Here is an 18,267-nt window from a genome sequence, read left to right as displayed (position 1 = left end):
CCGGCCGGCCCGGTGCCGCGGCCGAGCCCTCAGTGGCCGAGCAGCGGTGCCATGAGGTGCGCGACGACGCTCTGCCGCCGGGTGGCGCGCTCCTCGGCGTCGGCGAGCACCGTCGCAGCCAGTCCGGCCCGGATCCCCAGCCAGCGCAGGGGCTCGGGCTCCCACCGTGGGCCCCGGTGCCCGACCCACGGCAGCCGTGTGAGCGCGGTGTCGCGCCCGGTGAGGAGGTCGGCGAGCGTGCGGCCCGCGAGGTGCGTGGTCGCGACGCCGTCCCCGACGTACCCGCCCGCCCACGCCAGCCCCGAGGGGTCGAGCCCGACGGTGGGCGACCAGTCGCGGCGCACGCCCAGCGGCCCGCCCCAGCGGTGGGTCACGGCGGCGCCGCGGACCTGCGGGAGGAGCTCGTGCATCGCCTCGACGAGGTGGGCGTGGACGGCGTCGTCCCGGTCGAGCGCGGGCCGCACCGCCGAGCGCCAGTGGTACGGGGCGCCGCGGCCGCCGAACGCGAGGCGGTCGTCGGCGGTGCGCTGGCCGTACACGAGCAGGTGGCGGAAGTCGGAGAAGGTCTCGGCCCGGCGCAGCCCGATCGCGTCCCAGACCGCTGCGGGCAGCGGCTCGGTCGCGACCATGAGCGAGTAGACGGGCGCGACGCCCCTGCCGGTGAGCGGCGTGCGCGGCCGCACGGGCACGTGCGCACCCCACGCCTCGGTCGCGAGGACGACGTGGCGGGCGCGGACCACGTGGCCGTTCGCCAGCACGCGGCGCGGCCCGACCCGCGTCACCGCGGTCCGCTCGTGGAGCCGCACGCCGCGCGCCTCGACCGCCCGCGCGAGGCCCCGGACGAGCCGTGCCGGCTGGACCCGCAGGCAGTCGGGGTCGAACGTCGCGCCGAGGACGTCGGTCGCGTCGAGCACCGCCCGCGCCGCACGCGCGTCGAGCAGCTCGACCTCGTCGCCCCACGCGCGGGCCGACGCGGCGTGCGCCCGCGCGCGCTCGAGCTGCGGCCGGGTGCGCGCGAGGACGACCGTGCCTCCGACGGCGACGTCGCAGTCGATGCCCTCCGCCGCGGCGGTCGCGGCGACCTCCACGACCGTGTCGCGCATCGCGGCCCGCAGCGCGCGCGCCGCCGGCTCGCCGTGCCGGCGCGCGAGGGCGTCGGCCGACACGGGGAACAGCGCCGAGCACCAGCCGCCGTTGCGCCCGCTCGCGCCGTAGCCCGCGACCTCCTGGTCGACGACGACGACGTCGAGCGACGGGTCGGCCTCGGTGAGGTGGTACGCGGTCCACAGCCCCGTGAGCCCGGCCCCCACGACGACGACGTCGGCCTCGGTGGGGGCGTCGAGGGCGGGGCGGGGCGCGAGGTCGTCCGGCGCGCCGTCCGGCCCGCGCTCGGCGAGCTGGTCGAACCACAGGGACAGCCCGCGGTAGGGCCGCCCGCTGCGGTCGCGCGGCTCGTCGTCCGCGCTCAGAGCTGGGCCCACGCCTCGGTGAGCACGCCGCGCAGGATCTGCTCGATCTCGGCGAACTCGGCGGGGCCGCAGGTCAACGGGGGCGCGAGCTGGATGACCGGGTCGCCGCGGTCGTCCGCGCGGCAGTAGAGCCCCGCGTCCAGCAGAGCGTGCGAGAGGAAGCCGCGAAGCAGGCGCTCGCTCTCGTCGTCGTCGAACGTCTCGCGCGTGGCCGCGTCCTTGACGAGCTCGATGCCGTAGAAGTACCCGTCCCCGCGGACGTCGCCGACGATCGGCAGGTCGAGCAGGCCCTCCAGCGTGCGGCGGAAGACGGGCGCGTTCTCCCGGACCCGCGCGTTGAGGCCCTCCCGCTCGAAGATGTCCAGGTTCGCCATGGCGACGGCCGCCGACACCGGGTGACCGCCGAACGTGTACCCGTGGTAGAAGGTCGTCGTCCCGGTGCGGAACGGCTCGAACAGCCGGTCGGACGCGATGAGGGCGCCGATGGGGGAGTACCCGCTCGTCATGCCCTTCGCACACGTGATCATGTCGGGGACGTAGCCGTAGTCGTTGCACGCGAACATGTCGCCGATCCGCCCGAAGGCGCAGATGACCTCGTCCGACACGAGTAGGACGTCGTGCGCGTCGCAGATCTCGCGGACGCGCTCGAAGTACCCCGGCGGGGGCGGGAAGCACCCGCCCGAGTTCTGCACGGGCTCGAGCACGACGGCCGCGACGGTCTCGGCGCCCTCGAAGAGGATGGCCTCCTCGATCCGGTCCGCGGCCCACCGGCCGAACGCCTTGGGGTCGTCGCGCAGCTCCTCGGGGCCGCGGTAGATGTTGGTGTTGGGCACCTTGTGCGCGCCCGGCACGAGCGGCTCGAAGGGTGCCTTCATCCCGGGGATGCCCGTGATGGACAGGGCGCCCTGCGGGGTGCCGTGGTAGGCGACCGCGCGCGAGATGACCTTGTACTTGGTCGGCTTGCCGACGAGCTTCCAGTACTGCTTGGCGAGCTTCCAGGCGGTCTCCACCGCCTCGCCGCCGCCCGTGGTGAAGAAGACGCGGTTGAGGTCGCCGGGGGCGTGGTGGGCGAGCCGCTCGGCGAGGTCGACGGCCTGGGGGTGCGCATAGGACCACAGGGGGAAGAACGCGAGCTGCGAGGCCTGCTCGCGCGCGCGCTCCGCGAGCTCGGCGCGGCCGTGCCCGACCTGGACCACGAACAGCCCCGAGAGACCGTCGATGTAGCGCCGGCCCTCGGTGTCCCAGACGTGGTGGCCCTCGCCGCGCACCATGACCGGCACGGGGCCCTGCTCCCACGTCGACTGGCGCGTGAAGTGGCCCCAGAGGTGGTCGCGCGCGGCCTGGGAGCGGTCGGTGCCCCGGGGCGTCGTCGTGCCGGTCGACGGCGTGCCCGTCGACGGCGTGCGCCGGGCGGTCACGTCCTGCGGAGTGGTGGTCACCGGGTCCCCCAGTTGTAGAGCTGCTTGCGCAGCTTGAGGTAGACGAACGTCTCGGTCGTGCGCACGCCGTCGAGCGTGCGCATCTGCTGGTTGAGCACCTCGAGCAGGTGCTCGTCGTCCTCGCACACGACCTCGACGAGGATGTCGAACGCGCCGGCCGTGATGACCACGTAGTCGACCTCGGGGATCTCGGCGAGGGCGTCGGCGAGCACCTGCAGGTCGCCCTCGGCCTTGATGCCGATCATGGCCTGGCGCGTGAAGCCGACCTGGAGCGGGTCGGTCACGGCGACGATCTGCACGACGCCGGACTCGACGAGCCGCTGCACGCGCTGGCGCACCGCCGCCTCGGAGAGGCCGACCGCCTTCCCGATGGCCGCGTAGGGTCGCCGACCGTCGGCCTGGAGCTGCTCGATGATCGCCTTGGAGATGGCGTCGAGCGCGACGGGGGCGGGCTTGGGCGTGGCCATGGCGCGATGGTCCCGTCTCGCGGGGCGATTCTGCAAGCGAATCCGTCGTCCTTCCCGCTCCGTGACACTGATTCGCGCGTTCGGACCCGCTGGCGCACCGGATATCGATGACGCGCACGAGCGGCTGCGCTACCGTGCCCCGAGGTCCAGACCGGTCCCACGACACCCCGGAGGCTCCCGTGAGCGCGCCCACAGCCACCCTCACCACGCTGCAGAACTTCGTCGGCGGGGCGCCCGCCCCGACCGTCGACGGCCGCACGAGCGAGGTGGTCGACCCGACCACCGGGGAGGCCTACGCGACCGCCCCGGTCTCCGGCGCGGCCGACGTCGACGCGGCCTTCCGGGCGGCTGCGGACGCGTTCGAGGGCTGGCGCGACGCGACGCCGGCCGAGCGCCAGCTGGCGCTCCTGCGGGTCGCCGACGCGATGGAGCGGCGCGCGGACGAGTTCGTGCGCACCGAGTCGCGCAACACCGGCAAGCCGCTCGCCCTCACGGCCGCGGACGAGGTGCCGCCCTGCGTCGACGAGCTGCGCTTCTTCGCGGGCGCGGCGCGCATCCTCGAAGGCGCGAGCGCGGGCGAGTACATGAAGGGCCACACGTCGTGGGTCCGCCGCGAGCCGATCGGCGTGGTCGGCCAGGTCACGCCGTGGAACTACCCGCTCATGATGGCGATCTGGAAGGTCGCGCCCGCGCTCGCGGCGGGCAACACCGTGGTGCTCAAGCCGTCGGACACGACGCCCGCGAGCACCCTCCTGCTCGCCGAGGTCGCCGCGGAGTTCCTCCCGCCCGGCGTGCTCAACGTCGTGTGCGGCGACCGGGACACGGGCCGGGCGATCGTCGAGCACCCCGTGCCGGCCATGGTGTCGATCACGGGCTCGGTGCGCGCGGGCATGGAGGTCGCGGGCTCGGCCGCGCGCGACGTCAAGCGCGTCCACCTCGAGCTCGGCGGCAAGGCGCCGGTCGTCGTCTTCGGGGACGCCGACGTCGCCGCGGCGGCCGAGGGCATCGCGGGGGCGGGCTACTACAACGCAGGTCAGGACTGCACCGCGGCGACGCGCGTGCTGGTCCACGAGTCCGTGCACGCCGACTTCGTCGCGGCGCTCGCCGAGCAGGCGCGCGGCACGCGCACCGGCCGTCCGGACGAGGACGTCGCCTACGGCCCGGTCAACAACCCGAACCAGCTCGCGCGCGTGCAGGGCTTCCTCGAGCGGCTGCCGGACCACGCGTCCGTCGTGGCCGGCGGCCGCCGCCAGGGCGACGTCGGCTGGTTCCACGAGGCGACGGTGGTCGACGGGCTGCGTCAGGACGACGAGGCCGTCCAGGACGAGATCTTCGGGCCCGTCATCACGGTGCAGACCTTCCGCGACGAGTCCGAGGCGCTGCGCCTGGCCAACGGCGTGCGGTACGGCCTCGCGAGCTCCGTGTGGACGGCGGACCACGGGACCGCGCTGCGGATGTCGCGCGGGCTCGACTTCGGCGTCGTGTGGATCAACACGCACATCCCGTTCGTCGCCGAGATGCCGCACGGCGGCTTCAAGCACTCCGGCTACGGCAAGGACCTGTCCATGTACGGGTTCGAGGACTACACGCGGATCAAGCACGTGATGAGCGCGTTCGAGGGCTGAGCGCGCGTGCGTGCGTGCCGTGAGGCGGCCGCGAGCGGCGGTAACCGTCGTCGGTGTTGCGGTCCGGCAACAATTCCGTTGCCGACAGCGAACTTGACGATGGATTCCCTTGTGCGGGCGGGGCCCGTCCTGCCACGATCCGTTGCACCGGCCGACCCCCCGAGCCTGAGGAGCCCACGGTGACCCTGCGACCGCCCCGACGACCTCCCGCGGACCCCGTCGTGGCGGCGCTGGTCCGCGCTCAGAGCGCCCGGGTCTCCCGGCGCTCGGTGCTCGCGGCCGGCGCGGGCTCCGCGGGTCTCGCGGCGCTGCTCGCGGCCTGCGGCACCGGCGGGACGCCGAGCGGGCAGGCGAGCGGCCCGGTGGAGGACCGCTCGGAGCAGGAGAAGCTCGTGCGCTGGGCCAACTGGACGCTCTACCTCGACTACGACGAGGAGGCGCAGAGCTACCCGACGCTCGAGCGGTTCACCGAGGAGACCGGCATCGAGGTCGACTACGCCGAGGACATCGAGGACAACGACGCCTACTACGGCAAGATCCAGGGCCAGCTGGCGAACGGGCAGGACATCGGCCAGGACCTCATCACGCTCACCGACTGGATGGCCGCCCGGCTCATCCGGCTCGGGTACACCCAGGAGCTCGACAAGGCGAACATCCCGAACGCGGCCAACCTCCTCGCGAGCCTTCAGGACGTGTCCTTCGACCCGGGTCGCGCGCACTCGCTCACGTGGCAGTCCGGCCTCGGCGGGCTGGCCTGGAACAAGGCGCAGGTGCCGAACGGCGTCCGGACCGTCTCGGACCTGTGGGCGCCCGAGCTCAAGGGCCGGGTCGAGGTCCTGTCCGAGATGCGCGACACGGTCGGCCTGATCATGCTCGACCAGGGCGTCGACGTCGCGGGGGACTGGGGCGACGACGAGTTCTTCGCGGCCCTCGACGTGCTCGAGCAGCAGATCGCCTCGGGCCAGATCCGTCAGGTCAAGGGCAACTCCTACGCGGAGGACCTGGTCTCGGGCGACGCCCTCGCCGTCATCGGCTGGTCCGGCGACATCACGGTGCTGAACTTCGAGAACGGCGAGAACTGGGAGTTCGCGCTGCCCGAGGCCGGCGGCACGCTGTGGAGCGACAACCTCATGATCCCGGTGGGCAGCCCGCACAAGGCGAACGCCGAGGCGCTCATGGACTACTACTACGACCCCGAGGTGGCCGCCGAGGTCGCGGCGTACGTCAACTACATCTGCCCGGTCGAGGGCGCGCGCGAGGCGATGGAGGCGTTCGACCCGTCGCTCGTCGACAACCCCCTCATCTTCCCGGACGACGCCACCCTGAGCCGCGCCAAGGTGTTCCGGGCGCTGAGCCCGGACGAGGAGACGACGTACAACGACGCGTTCCAGTCGGTGATCGGCAACTGATGGCGCAGCCCCTCGTGGCCGGCGCGCACGCCGACGCCGCCGGGCGTGCCGGGCCCGCCGCGTCCGGCTCGGGCGCGGACCTCGTGCTCGAGCGCGTGACCAAGGACTTCGGCGGCGTCGCGGCCGTCGACGACCTCAGCCTCACGGTGCCCGCGGGCTCGTTCTTCGCGCTGCTCGGGCCGTCGGGCTGCGGCAAGACGACGACCCTGCGCATGGTCGCGGGCCTCGAGCGGCCCACCGCGGGCCGCATCCTCATCGGGGGTGAGGACGTGACGGCCACGCGCGCGCACCAGCGGCCGGTGAACACGGTCTTCCAGTCCTACGCGCTCTTCCCGCACCTCACCGTGCTGGAGAACGTCGCGTTCGGCCTGCGGCGCCGGCGGGACGCCGACCCGGCCGGCCGCGCGCGGCAGGCCCTCGAGCTGGTCGAGCTCCCGCACCTCGCGGACCGCCGGCCGTCGCAGCTCTCGGGCGGCCAGCAGCAGCGCGTGGCGCTCGCCCGGGCGGTCGTCAACAACCCGGCCGTCCTGCTGCTCGACGAGCCGCTCGGCGCGCTCGACCTCAAGCTCCGCCGCCAGATGCAGGTGGAGCTCAAGCGCATCCAGACCGAGGTGGGCCTCACCTTCGTCCACGTCACGCACGACCAGGAGGAGGCCATGACCATGGCCGACACGGTCGCCGTGATGAACGCCGGCCGGATCGAGCAGCTGGGCAGCCCGGCCGAGCTCTACGAGATGCCGCGCACGGCCTTCGTGGCCAACTTCCTCGGCCAGTCCAACCTGCTGCGCGGCACGGTCGTCGAGGCGGGCGACGTCGTCCTCGGCGTCGACGTCGGCGGGGTGCGGGTGCGTGTCCCGGTCGAGCGCGCCGTGAGCACGTCCGGTGAGGTGCTCGTGGGCGTCCGGCCCGAGAAGCTGCACCTGCTCCGCCCCGGGGAGCCCGTGCCGGACGACTGCAACGTCGTCGGCCCCGGCCGCGTCACCGACGTGTCGTTCAGCGGCGTGAGCACCCAGTACCAGGTGCTCGTGCCCGGCCTGGGAACCCTCGGCGTCTTCGTCCAGAACCTGCTCGGCGGAGCCGCCGTCGCGCTGGGGGACGAGGTGAGCCTCGCGTGCGCGGTGCGGCACACGTTCGCGCTCGACGGCGCGCAGGACGTCGCGTCGGGCGTCGTCGACCTCGACGGCGAGCCCGCGTGAGCATCGTCAGCGCGATCGGCCACGGGCCTGGCAACGGCCCGGCCGTCGCGCCGCGCCGGCGCGCCCGCGGCGGCGCCTACCTGCTGCTCGCCCCGGGCATCGCCTACCTCGGCCTGTTCTTCGTCGTCCCCGTGCTCGCCCTCCTCGTCACGTCGCTCTACGTCCCCGTCCCCGGCGGCGAGGTCGGGCAGTTCGCGCCCGCGTTCGAGTGGCGCAACTACACCGCGGCGCTCGGCACGTACTGGCCGCAGCTCGTCCGCTCGTTCGGGTACGCGCTCGTCGCGACCCTGGCGGCGCTCGCCATCGGCTACCCCATGGCCTACGTCATCGCCGTGCGCGCCCGCGGCCGGCCGTTCCTCCAGGGCATGCTGCTCGTGCTCGTCATCGCCCCGTTCTTCACGAGCTTCATCCTCCGCACGATCGCGTGGAAGCAGATCCTCGCCGACGAGTCGTTCGTCGTCGCCGCGATCCGCGCCGTCGGCCTGCTGCCGCCGGACGGGCGCCTCACGGCGACGTCGTTCGCCGTCGTCGCGGGCCTGACCTACAACTTCCTGCCGTTCATGACCCTGCCGATCTACGCGAACCTCGAGCGGCTCGACCCGCGCATGCTCGAGGCCGGCGCGGACCTGTACGCGAACGGCCCGACGACGTTCCGCCGCGTCACCCTGCCGCTGTCGATGCCGGGCGTCGTCTCCGGCACGCTGCTGACCTTCATCCCGGCCTCGGGCGACTTCGTCAACTCGGTGCTGCTCGGCAACACGTCGACGACGATGATCGGCCAGGTCGTCGACTCGCGGTTCTTCAAGGTGAGCGACTACCCGACGGCCGCTGCGCTCTCCGTCGTGCTCATGCTCGCGATCCTCGCCCTCGTCGTCGCCTACGTGCGTCGGGCCGGCACCGAGGACCTCCTGTGAGCCGCTGGCGCCTCGGTGACGCGCTCGTCCCCGTGTTCGCCGGCGTCGCGTTCCTCTACCTGCTCGTGCCGATCGCCTACACGGTCGCGTTCTCCTTCAACGACGCCGGCCGCACCAACCTCGTCTGGCGCGGCTTCACCCTCGACAACTGGGCCAACCCCTGCGGCGCGCCCGCGGTGTGCGAGGCGTTCGTCAACTCGCTCCAGGTGGGCGCGATCGCGACGGCGGTCTCGACCGTCCTCGGCACGCTCGTGGCGATCGCCCTGGTCCGGTACCGGTTCCGCGGGCGGACGCTCGCCAACCTCCTGATCTTCCTGCCGATGTCGACGCCGGAGGTCGTGCTCGGCGCCGCGCTGCTCGCCCAGTTCCTCAGCCTGCGGGTCAACCCCGGGTTCGGCACGGTCGTCGCCGCGCACGTCATGTTCTGCATCAGCTTCGTGGTCGTCACCGTCAAGGCGCGCGTCGCGAGCCTGGACCCCCGCCTCGAGGAGGCCGCCGCCGACCTGTACGCCTCGCCGTGGCAGGCGTTCTGGCGCGTGACGTTCCCGCTGCTCGTCCCGGGCATCCTCGCCGCGGCGCTGCTCGCGTTCTCGCTGAGCTTCGACGACTTCATCATCACCAACTTCAACTCGGGCAGCTTCACGACGTTCCCCAAGTTCGTCTACGTCTCGGCGACGCGCGGCATCCCGCCGCAGGCGAACGTCATCGGCTCGGCCATGTTCGCGCTCGCGCTCGCGCTGGTCGTCGTCGTGCAGCTCGTGTCGGTCGCCCGGCGGCGCCGGCGCGCGTAGGCCCGTCCCGTCACCGCCCGGCCCGTCGGGCCGGCGTCCCCCCGGAGTGGAGCACACGTGAGCACAGCGAGCATGCGGGTCCTGGTCGTGGGCAGCGGCGGCGTCGGCGACGCGGTCGCGCGCACCGCGGCGGGGCGCGCGTTCTTCGACCGGATGGTCATGACCGACCACGACGTCGCCCGGGCCGAGCGCAGCGTCGCGGCCGCGCGCGAGCGGTCGGCCACGCCCGAGCTCGCGGACCGCTTCGTCGCGGCCCGGGTCGACGCGTCCGACGCCGACGCCGTGGCCGCGCTCGCGCGCGAGCACCGGGTCACGCACGTCCTCAACGCCGTCGACCCGCGCTTCGTCCTGCCCGTCTTCCGCGGCGCGTTCGCGGCCGGCGCGGACTACCTCGACATGGCGATGTCCCTCTCGCGGCCCCACCCGGACGAGCCCTACGCCCGCACAGGGGTCAAGCTCGGCGACGAGCAGTTCGCCGACGCCGCCCGGTGGGCCGACGCGGGACGGCTCGCGCTCGTGGGCATGGGCGTGGAGCCCGGCCTGTCCGACGTGTTCGCGCGCTACGCGTCGGACCACCTGTTCTCCTCGATCGACGAGCTCGGCACGCGGGACGGGTCGAACCTCGTGGTGCTCGACGAGGACGGGCGGCCGATGTTCGCGCCGTCGTTCTCCATCTGGACGACCATCGAGGAGTGCCTCAACCCGCCCGTGATCTGGGACGCGGCGCGGGCCGAGGCGGGCGGCGGCGTCGAGCACGGCTGGTACACCGTGCCGCCCTTCCACGAGCCCGAGGTGTTCGACTTCCCCGGCGGCATCGGACCCGTCGAGTGCGTGCACGTCGAGCACGAGGAGGTGCTGCTCATGCCGCGCTTCCTCGACGCGCGCCGCGTCACCTTCAAGTACGGGCTGGGCGAGGAGTTCATCTCCGTCCTGCGCACCCTGCACACCGTCGGCCTCGACCGGACCGCGCCGGTGACCGTCCGCGGGACGGCCCCCGACGGGACGGTCGGGCCCGTGCGCGTGAGCCCGCGCGACGTCGTCGCGGCGTGCCTGCCCGACCCCGCGACGCTCGGCGACCGCATGCGGGGGTCGACGTGCGCGGGCCTCCTCGTCACCGGTACGGGCGTCGACGGGGCCCCGCGCGAGGTCTACCTTCACCACGTGGTGGACAACGACTGGTCGATGCAGCGCTACGGCGCGCAGTGCGTCGTCTGGCAGACCGCCGTCAACCCCCTGGTCGCGCTCGAGCTGCTCGCGGACGGGCGCTGGTCCGGCGCGGGCGTCCTCGGGCCGGAGGCGTTCGACGCCGCGCCGTTCCTCGAGCTGCTCTCCGCCCCGGAGCCCGTCGGGTACGGCTCGCCCTGGGGTCTGCAGGAGAGGCCGCCGCGCCCATGAGGCCGGCGGCGCGGGAGCACAGCGACGGCACGTACCAGGTGGCCCTCAGCGACCTCGTGCGCCGCGTGCACGTCGTCGCGCTCGCCGTCGGGCTGCCGGCGCTCGTCGTGATGTTCCTGGTCCTGGGCCCGCGCGACCCCATGGTCCGCTGGGGCTACCCGCCGATCGTCGTCCTCCTCGCGACGTACGCGTGGGTGCTGCTCCGCCGCCCCGCGCGCGCGGTGACGTTCTCGCGCCTGACGCTCGTCGCGCTCGAGGCCGTGTGGGTCGCGGGGATCGCCGTCCGGGTGGGCACCGCCGACGACGTCGACGCGACGTGGCTCAGCCTGTTCCCGACGTACTTCATGGTCGTCGTGCTGTTCCTCGTGCTCGGGTTCCTCTTCTTCGGGTCGCGTGGCGCGCTCGCGAACGCGGCCGGGCTCACGGTGGGTGTCGTCGCCGCGGGCGTCGTGGCCCTGCTCGTGACCGACGGCGGCGAGCCGTACGTCCTCCCGCTGGTGCGGTTCGGCGTCGCGCTCGCGATCCTCGCCGTCTTCCTGCACGTCCTGGCGCGGGCCCAGGGCCGCCTGGCGCTCGCGATGCTCGCCGCGCAGCGGGCCGCGGAGGAGGCGCTCCAGATGCGGGACATGGCCTACCTCGACGCGCTCACCGGCATCGCCAACCGCCGTCGGCTCGTGGAGGAGCTCTCCCACCAGTCCACCCGGACGGGTCCCGCCCACCCGGTCGCCGTCGTGTACTTCGACCTCGACCGCTTCAAGCAGGTCAACGACCGCCTCGGCCACGCGGTGGGGGACGAGGTGCTGTGCCGCGTCGCGACGCTCGCCGCGAGCCTGGTCCGGCGTGACGACGTCGTCGGGCGGCTGGGCGGGGAGGAGTTCGTGGTCGTGGCTCCCGGGTCCTCGTACGAGAGCGGGCTGGGGCTCGCCGAGCGGCTGCGCGCCGCGCTGCCCGCCGAGGTCGGCCCCGACCTGGGCGTGAGCGTGACCGCGAGCTTCGGGGTGACCATGCTCCAGCCCGGCGAGACGGCGTCGTCGGTGCTCGACCGCGTCGACGGCCTCATGTACGAGGCCAAGGCCGCCGGGCGGGACCGGGTCACGGGCGCTGCGAGCTGACGCGACCGGGCCGCGGGCTCGCGCCGGTCAGACCGGGACCGGCAGCCCGAGGAGCGCGCGCTCCAGCACGTCGAGCCCGTCCCGCAGCAGGTCCTCGCCGATGACGAGCGGCGGGAGCAGGCGCACGACGTTGCCGTACGTGCCGCACGTGAGGACGAGCACGCCCTCCTGCGCGCACGCCCGCGCGACGCGCGCCGCCTCGGCCGGGTCGGGCTCGAGGGTCCCGGGGCGGACGAGCTCGATCGCGAGCATCGCGCCGCGCCCGCGGACCTCGCCGACCTGGCGCGCCCGGGTCGCGACGTCGCGGAGCCGGGACGTGACGAGCTCCTCGATCCGCCGGGCGGCCGCCGCGAGGTCGTCACGCTCGTAGGCCTCGACGGCGGCGAGCGCGGCGGCGCACGCGAGCGGGTTGCCGCCGAAGGTGCCGCCGAGCCCGCCGAGGTGGACGGCGTCCATGAGCTCGGCCCGGCCGGTGACGGCACCGAGCGGCAGGCCGCCCGCGATCCCCTTGGCCATCGCGACGAGGTCCGGGACGACGCCCTCGTGGTCGCACGCGAACATCGCGCCGGTCCGCGCGAAGCCGGTCTGGACCTCGTCGGCGACGAGGAGGACCCCGTGCTCGCGGCACCACCGCTCGAGCGCGGGCAGGAAGCCGGGCGCGGGCACGACGAACCCGCCCTCGCCCAGCACGGGCTCGACGACGACGCACGCGACCTGGTCGGCCCCGACCTGCTTCTCGAGCACGGCGACGGCGCGCGCGGCCGCCTGCTCACCCGTGATCGGGACGGGCTCGCGCAGGGGGTACGACGCCGGCACGCGGTAGACCTCGCCCGCGAACGGGCCGAAGCCCGTCTTGTAGGGCATCGCCTTCGCGGTCATGGCCATCGTGAGGTTCGTGCGCCCGTGGTACGCGTGGTCGAGCACGACGACGGCGTCGCGCCCGGTCGCGCGCCGCGCGACCTTGACCGCGTTCTCGACCGCCTCGGCACCCGAGTTGACGAGCACCGTGCGCTTGGCGTGGTCACCCGGGGTCAGCCGCGCGAGCGCCTCGCACACTGCCACGTACTCCTCGTACGGCGCGACCATGAAGCACGTGTGCGTGAAGTCGGCGGCCTGCGCGGCGACCGCGTCGACGACGCCCGGGGCGGCGTTGCCCACCGAGGTCACCGCGATGCCCGACGCGAGGTCGACGAAGCTGTTGCCGTCGACGTCGACGATCACGCCGCCGCCCGCGCGCGCGACGTAGACGGGGAGCGTGCTCGCGACGCCGGCCGCGACGGACCGCGCGCGCCGCTCGGCGAGCGCCTGCGACGCCGGTCCGGGCACCGGTCCGACCACGCGGCGCTCCTGCGGCAGGTCGGACGGGCGCAGGTGCGAGAGGTCCGGCCAGGCGGACACGGCCTGCGGCGCTGCGGATCGCGTGCTCATGGCGTGATGGTAGTGGCCACCTGCGTCGCCGCCGAGGGGCCGCGGCGACGGAAACCGTCGTCGTCCGGGCTGCTCGCGTGCGGTCGGGGGGTCGTCGGCGCGTGTCCGCCGGGGGCGCGCGGGAAGGCATGATGGGTGCGCACCACCGACGGAAGGCGTCCCATGGAGTTCGTGATCGGCCTGCTCGTGCTGCTGCTCGGGCTCCTCGTGTCGATCGCCCTGCACGAGGTGGGGCACATGGTGCCCGCCAAGCGCTTCGGCGTGCGCGTGAGCCGGTACATGGTCGGCTTCGGCCCGACGCTGTGGTCGCGCACCCGGGGCGAGACGGAGTACGGGATCAAGGCGATCCCGCTCGGCGGGTACGTCCGGCTCATCGGCATGTTCCCGCCCGCCGACGTCGTGGGTGCGCGCCCGCGGGCCGGGCGCATCGGCGAGCTCGTGACCGCGGTGCGGGAGCAGAGCGCGGAGGAGGTGCTGCCCGGCGAGGAGCACCGTGCGTTCTACCGGCTCAGCGCGCCCAAGAAGCTCGTCGTGATGCTCGGCGGGCCGTTCATGAACCTGCTCATCGCCGTGGTCCTCATGGCCGTGGTCCTCGTCGGCGTGGGCGTCCCCGGGCTCTCGACGACCGTCGGCGTCGTGGGCGACTGCGTCCGGCCGGTCACCCAGGAGGAGTGCGAGCCGGGCGACCCGCCGGTGCCCGCGCGGGCCGCGGGGCTCCAGGAGGGCGACGTGCTCGTGTCGCTCGACGGCCGGTCGATCGGCACGTGGCAGGAGTTCCAGGAGGCCGTCGCGACGTCCGACGGCTCGGCCGTGCCGCTCGTGGTGGAGCGCGACGGCGAGGAGCTCACGCTCGAGCTCGCGCCCGTGCTGGCCGACCGTCCGGTGTTCGACGACGCGACGGGCGAGATGCAGGTCGCCGACGACGGCTCCGTCGTGACGCGTGAGACGCGCTACGTCGGGCTGAGCCCGACGTCGGAGCTGCTCCGCCAGCCGTGGACGTCCGTCCCCGAGCAGGTCGGCACGCTCTTCACCTCGACCGCCCAGATCGTGCTCACGCTCCCGGCGCGGCTCTGGGACGTCGTCCAGGCCGTGCTCGGGCTCGAGGAGCGCGACGCGACGTCGGTCATCGGCGTCGTGGGCGTGGGCCGGGTCGCGGGGGAGATCGCGGCAGCCGACGCGGACCTCACGTGGCGGGTCGTGGGCATGCTCCAGGTGCTCGCCTCGCTCAACATGGCGCTCTTCGTCTTCAACCTCATCCCGCTGCTCCCGCTGGACGGCGGCCACGTCGTCGGCGCGCTGTGGGAGGGCGCCAAGCGGCAGGTCGCGCGGCTGCGCGGGCTGCCGCGGCCCGCGCCGGCCGACGTCGCGCGGATGATGCCGCTCGCGTACGGCGTGTTCGCGGTGCTCGCGGTCATGGGCGTCCTGCTGATCTACGCCGACCTCGTGGTCCCGGTGACGCTTCGCTGAGGGCGTGAGCCCGGGGCCGACGTCGCCGCCCTGGCGGGGGATACTGGGCGCGTGAGCATCCCCATCAGCCTCGGCATGCCCGAGGCACCGCCGCCCGTCCTCGCCCCGCGCCGCCCGACCCGCAAGATCAAGGTCGGGTCGCTGTACGTCGGCGGGGACGCCCCGGTGTCGGTGCAGTCGATGACGACGACGCGGACCTCGGACATCAACGCGACGCTCCAGCAGATCGCCGAGCTCACCGCGTCGGGCTGCGACATCGTCCGCGTCGCGTGCCCGACGGAGGACGACGCGGAGGCGCTGCCGATCATCGCGCGGAAGTCGCAGATCCCCGTGATCGCCGACATCCACTTCCAGCCGAAGTACGTGTTCGCGGCGATCGACGCCGGCTGCGCCGCGGTGCGCGTGAACCCGGGCAACATCCGCAAGTTCGACGACCAGGTCGGCGCGATCGCCCAGGCCGCCAAGGACGCGGGCACCTCGATCCGGATCGGCGTCAACGCCGGCTCGCTCGACAAGCGGCTGCTCGAGAAGTACGGCAAGGCGACGCCCGAGGCGCTCGTGGAGTCCGCGGTGTGGGAGGCGTCGCTCTTCGAGGAGCACGACTTCCACGAGTTCAAGATCTCCGTGAAGCACAACGACCCGGTCGTCATGGTGCGCGCCTACGAGCTGCTGTCCGAGCGGGGCGACTGGCCGCTGCACCTCGGGGTGACCGAGGCGGGCCCGGCGTTCCAGGGCACGATCAAGTCCGCGACCGCGTTCGGCGCGCTGCTGAGCAAGGGGATCGGCGACACCATCCGCGTGTCCCTCTCCGCGCCGCCCGTCGAGGAGGTCAAGGTCGGGATCCAGATCCTCCAGGCGCTCAACCTGCGGCCCCGCAAGCTCGAGATCGTCTCGTGCCCGTCGTGCGGCCGCGCGCAGGTCGACGTGTACACGCTCGCCGAGCGCGTCACCGCGGGTCTCGAGGGCCTCGAGGTCCCGCTGCGCGTCGCCGTCATGGGCTGCGTCGTCAACGGGCCCGGCGAGGCGCGCGAGGCGGACCTGGGCGTCGCCTCGGGCAACGGCAAGGGCCAGATCTTCGTCAAGGGCGAGGTGGTCAAGACCGTCCCCGAGTCGATGATCGTCGAGACGCTCATCGAGGAGGCCATGCGGATCGCGGAGACCATGGAGCCCGCCGAGGGCGGCGCGCCGGTCGTCTCCGTCTCCTGATCCGGTCGCGGCGTCGGGCCGGCGAGGACGACGCGGGCGGCGAGGGGCTCGGCGGAGGTGAGGCGTCGATGGTGCAGAATCGCGGGATGGGTCGATGGCGCACCGGGACGACGACGACGCGCGTCGTGACCGACGTCGACCTCCGGGCGGCCGCTGCGCTGTGCGCGCAGGACCCGGTCGGCTCCGTGCTCGCCGCCTCGCGCATCGAGGCCGCGCTCGCCTCCGGGAGCACGCGCGGCGGCTCCGCGGTGTGGGGCCACGAGACCGGTGGCCGGCTCACCGCGCTGTGCTGGGCCGGCGCGAACCTCGTCCCGGTGTGCGCCCCGGACGACACGGCTGCGCTGGACGCCTTCGCCGAGACGGCCCTGCGCCAGGGGCGGCGCTGCTCGTCGATCGTGGGGCCGGCCTCGGCGGTGCTCCCGCTGTGGGAGCGCCTCGAGCCCTCGTGGGGAGCCCCGCGCGAGGTCCGCGCCGAGCAGCCGTCCATGGTCATCGACCACCCCCCGCGCGTCGCGCCGGACCCGGCGGTGCGCGCGGGACGGCCGGGTGAGCTCGCCCTCCTGCTGCCCGCGTGCGTGCAGATGTTCGTCGAGGAGGTCGGCTACTCGCCGCTGCTCGGCAGCCCCGGCGCGTACGAGTCGCGCGTGCGCAGCCTGCTCGAGGAGGGGCGGTCCTTCGTCCGGGTCGACGAGGGCGCGCGGGGCCCGGAGATCGTCTTCAAGGCCGAGCTCGGGGCGGTGAGCTCGACGGTCGCGCAGGTCCAGGGCGTGTGGGTGCCCCCCGACCGCCGGCGTCAGGGCCTCGCAGCGCACGGGATGGCCGCCGTCGTCGCGCGCACGCTCGGCGCCGTGGCGCCGCTCGTCTCGCTCTACGTCAACGACTACAACACCGGCGCCCTCGCGACGTACGAGCGCGTGGGCTTCCGCCGCATCGGCACGTACGCCACGGTCCTCTTCTGACCCGCGCCCCCCGCCGCGCCCAGCCCCCGCCCCCCGCGCCCCCACCCCACCCACGCCACCGCGCCCGCCCCTGTCCAGATGCTCGGATCCGCGCGTCCGTGCAACCCGACCCGTACTCGACGTCGCCAGCTGCACGGATGCTCGAACGCTGTGCCGTGGGACGTCGGGCCCCGTGGGTGCCGGCTGCCGCGCGACCCGGGCCTGTGCGGGCTCGTGCCGTCCACAGCCCCGGGGGACCCTGGCGCCACGCGCGCGGGCGCCGCCTCAGGCTCGCCCCATGGACGTCGCACGGCTGGACCTCGACCACCTCTGCCAGGTCGCTGCGTCGACGGACGGTGTGCTGCGTCGTGCGCACCTGACGCGCTCCGGGCTGAGCACGCGCGACATCACGTGGCTCGTACGGCGGGGCGTCCTCGTGCGGCTGCAGCGGGACACGTACCGGATCCCCTCACCGGACGACCCACCTCAGGCGGACTTCCACGCCACGGTGCGTGCGGTGCGCCGCCGCAACCCGACGCGGATCCTCACGGGCGCCGCCGCGGTCGCCGAGCTGGGACTGCCCGTCTTCGGGCGCCCGTCGCGCGTCGACGTGGTGCACGACCCGCGCGGCGGCGCGTCGACGCGGAGCGTCCTGCGCACCGTCGCGCGGCCACCCGACGGGCAGCTCACCCTGTCCCGCCACGGTCCGGTGGCGACTCCCGCCCGGGCCGTGCTCGATGCTGCGCGCCTGGAGGGCGTCGTCGCGGGGGTGGTCGCCGCGGACGCCGCCCTCCGCGCGGGGGCGACCTCGCTCGACGAGCTGTCGGCCGTGGCCGCGACGATGGCGGGCCTGCGTGGCGCTGATCGCGCCCGACGGTGCGCGCTCCTCGCGCACCCCGGATCGCAGAGCCCGGGGGAGTCGTGGAGCGCCGTCGTGCTCGACGACCACCTCATCCCCGCGCCCGACCGTCAGGTCGAGGTGCGCGACGACGCCGGGCGCATCGGCGTCGTCGACTTCTCCTGGCGCGCAGCCGGCGTGGTCGGGGAGTTCGACGGTCGCGTGAAGTACGGCCGGGTGAATCCGGCGGGCCAGCCCCCCGAGGAGGTGGTCTGGCGCGAGAAGCTCCGCGAGGACCGCCTCCGGGCGACAGGTCTCGCGGTCGTGCGCTGGACGACGTCGGACCTGCGGACGCCCGGCGAGTGGGTGCGCCGGACGCGGCGCGCGCTCGGGATCTGAGCCAGGCGCCGCCCGTGCGAGCGTCTGTGCGGACCGGCGCGTCGTGTTCGGGGCGATCTGCACGGACGTGCGGATCCGAGCATCTGGACCGGGGTGGGGCTCGGTGCGGCGGGGGCGGGCGCCGCGGCGGGGGCGCGCCGGGGGGGGGGGGCAGGGGCGCGGCGGGGGCCGGCC

15 protein-coding genes are annotated in these 18,267 nt (G+C 74.2%); 11 read left to right on the top strand and 4 right to left on the bottom strand.

Features of this window, described 5'->3' with window-relative positions:
* Positions 1-29 precede the first annotated feature (29 nt).
* Genes JIG38_RS10840 through JIG38_RS10830 form a run of 3 tightly spaced genes read right to left on the bottom strand, consistent with a single transcriptional unit; the run spans position 30 to position 3,375 of the window.
* Positions 30-1,481, bottom strand: coding sequence for an NAD(P)/FAD-dependent oxidoreductase (locus JIG38_RS10840; RefSeq protein WP_307844811.1), 1,452 nt, complete (start codon positions 1,479-1,481; stop codon positions 30-32).
* A complete protein-coding gene (locus tag JIG38_RS10835; protein WP_199423976.1) occupies positions 1,466-2,887 on the bottom strand; it encodes an aspartate aminotransferase family protein in 1,422 nt (473 codons plus the stop codon). The genes JIG38_RS10840 and JIG38_RS10835 overlap by 16 nt, the downstream gene beginning before the upstream one ends.
* Positions 2,888-2,904: 17 nt before the next feature.
* On the bottom strand, positions 2,905-3,375 hold the full coding sequence (locus JIG38_RS10830) for an Lrp/AsnC family transcriptional regulator (RefSeq protein WP_199423822.1): 471 nt from the start codon (positions 3,373-3,375) through the stop codon (positions 2,905-2,907).
* Positions 3,376-3,554: 179 nt separating this feature from the next.
* Between JIG38_RS10830 and JIG38_RS10825 the strand changes: the two genes are divergently transcribed.
* From JIG38_RS10825 to JIG38_RS10795, 7 genes are all read left to right on the top strand, one after another.
* On the top strand, positions 3,555-5,000 hold the full coding sequence (locus JIG38_RS10825; protein ID WP_372419887.1) for a gamma-aminobutyraldehyde dehydrogenase: 1,446 nt from the start codon (positions 3,555-3,557) through the stop codon (positions 4,998-5,000).
* Positions 5,001-5,185: 185 nt separating this feature from the next.
* Positions 5,186-6,409: a polyamine ABC transporter substrate-binding protein gene (locus JIG38_RS10820; protein WP_199423975.1), complete on the top strand. Its 1,224-nt coding sequence runs from the start codon at positions 5,186-5,188 to the stop codon at positions 6,407-6,409.
* Complete coding sequence (locus JIG38_RS10815; RefSeq protein WP_199423820.1) at positions 6,409-7,605, top strand: ABC transporter ATP-binding protein; 1,197 nt, start codon at positions 6,409-6,411, stop codon at positions 7,603-7,605. Before JIG38_RS10820 ends, JIG38_RS10815 begins: the two co-directional genes overlap by 1 nt.
* Positions 7,602-8,519 (top strand): ABC transporter permease, encoded by a 918-nt coding sequence (locus JIG38_RS10810; protein ID WP_199423819.1) that lies wholly within the window; start codon positions 7,602-7,604, stop codon positions 8,517-8,519. Before JIG38_RS10815 ends, JIG38_RS10810 begins: the two co-directional genes overlap by 4 nt.
* Complete coding sequence (locus JIG38_RS10805) at positions 8,516-9,310, top strand: ABC transporter permease (RefSeq protein ID WP_199423818.1); 795 nt, start codon at positions 8,516-8,518, stop codon at positions 9,308-9,310. Before JIG38_RS10810 ends, JIG38_RS10805 begins: the two co-directional genes overlap by 4 nt.
* Positions 9,311-9,382: 72 nt before the next feature.
* Positions 9,383-10,705, top strand: a complete 1,323-nt coding sequence (locus tag JIG38_RS10800) for a saccharopine dehydrogenase family protein (protein ID WP_199423974.1) — start codon at positions 9,383-9,385, stop codon at positions 10,703-10,705.
* Positions 10,702-11,817, top strand: a complete 1,116-nt coding sequence (locus JIG38_RS10795) for a GGDEF domain-containing protein (protein WP_199423817.1) — start codon at positions 10,702-10,704, stop codon at positions 11,815-11,817. The genes JIG38_RS10800 and JIG38_RS10795 overlap by 4 nt, the downstream gene beginning before the upstream one ends.
* A gap of 27 nt (positions 11,818-11,844) precedes the next feature.
* Here the strand turns inward: JIG38_RS10795 and gabT are convergent, their stop codons facing one another.
* Complete coding sequence (gabT, locus tag JIG38_RS10790; RefSeq protein WP_199423816.1) at positions 11,845-13,245, bottom strand: 4-aminobutyrate--2-oxoglutarate transaminase; 1,401 nt, start codon at positions 13,243-13,245, stop codon at positions 11,845-11,847.
* 162 nt (positions 13,246-13,407) lie between these two features.
* Between gabT and JIG38_RS10785 the strand changes: the two genes are divergently transcribed.
* The 4 genes from JIG38_RS10785 to JIG38_RS10770 all read left to right on the top strand — a co-directional run bounded on the left by JIG38_RS10785 (position 13,408) and on the right by JIG38_RS10770 (position 18,093).
* Positions 13,408-14,712 (top strand): M50 family metallopeptidase, encoded by a 1,305-nt coding sequence (locus tag JIG38_RS10785; protein ID WP_199423815.1) that lies wholly within the window; start codon positions 13,408-13,410, stop codon positions 14,710-14,712.
* Between the two features lie 75 nt (positions 14,713-14,787).
* A complete protein-coding gene (gene ispG, locus JIG38_RS10780; protein ID WP_199423973.1) occupies positions 14,788-15,918 on the top strand; it encodes a flavodoxin-dependent (E)-4-hydroxy-3-methylbut-2-enyl-diphosphate synthase in 1,131 nt (376 codons plus the stop codon).
* An 86-nt stretch (positions 15,919-16,004) separates the two neighbouring features.
* Positions 16,005-16,877, top strand: a complete 873-nt coding sequence (locus JIG38_RS10775; RefSeq protein WP_199423814.1) for a GNAT family N-acetyltransferase — start codon at positions 16,005-16,007, stop codon at positions 16,875-16,877.
* Positions 16,878-17,154: 277 nt separating this feature from the next.
* Complete coding sequence (locus tag JIG38_RS10770) at positions 17,155-18,093, top strand: type IV toxin-antitoxin system AbiEi family antitoxin domain-containing protein (protein ID WP_199423813.1); 939 nt, start codon at positions 17,155-17,157, stop codon at positions 18,091-18,093.
* The last annotated feature ends 174 nt before the right edge of the window (positions 18,094-18,267 follow it).

Origin of the sequence: Actinotalea solisilvae (assembly GCF_016464425.1) — a bacterium.
GTDB lineage: Bacteria > Actinomycetota > Actinomycetes > Actinomycetales > Cellulomonadaceae > Actinotalea > Actinotalea solisilvae.
The sequence above is the reverse complement of the archived record's forward strand: the minus strand, read 5'-3'. Positions and strand labels throughout refer to the sequence as shown.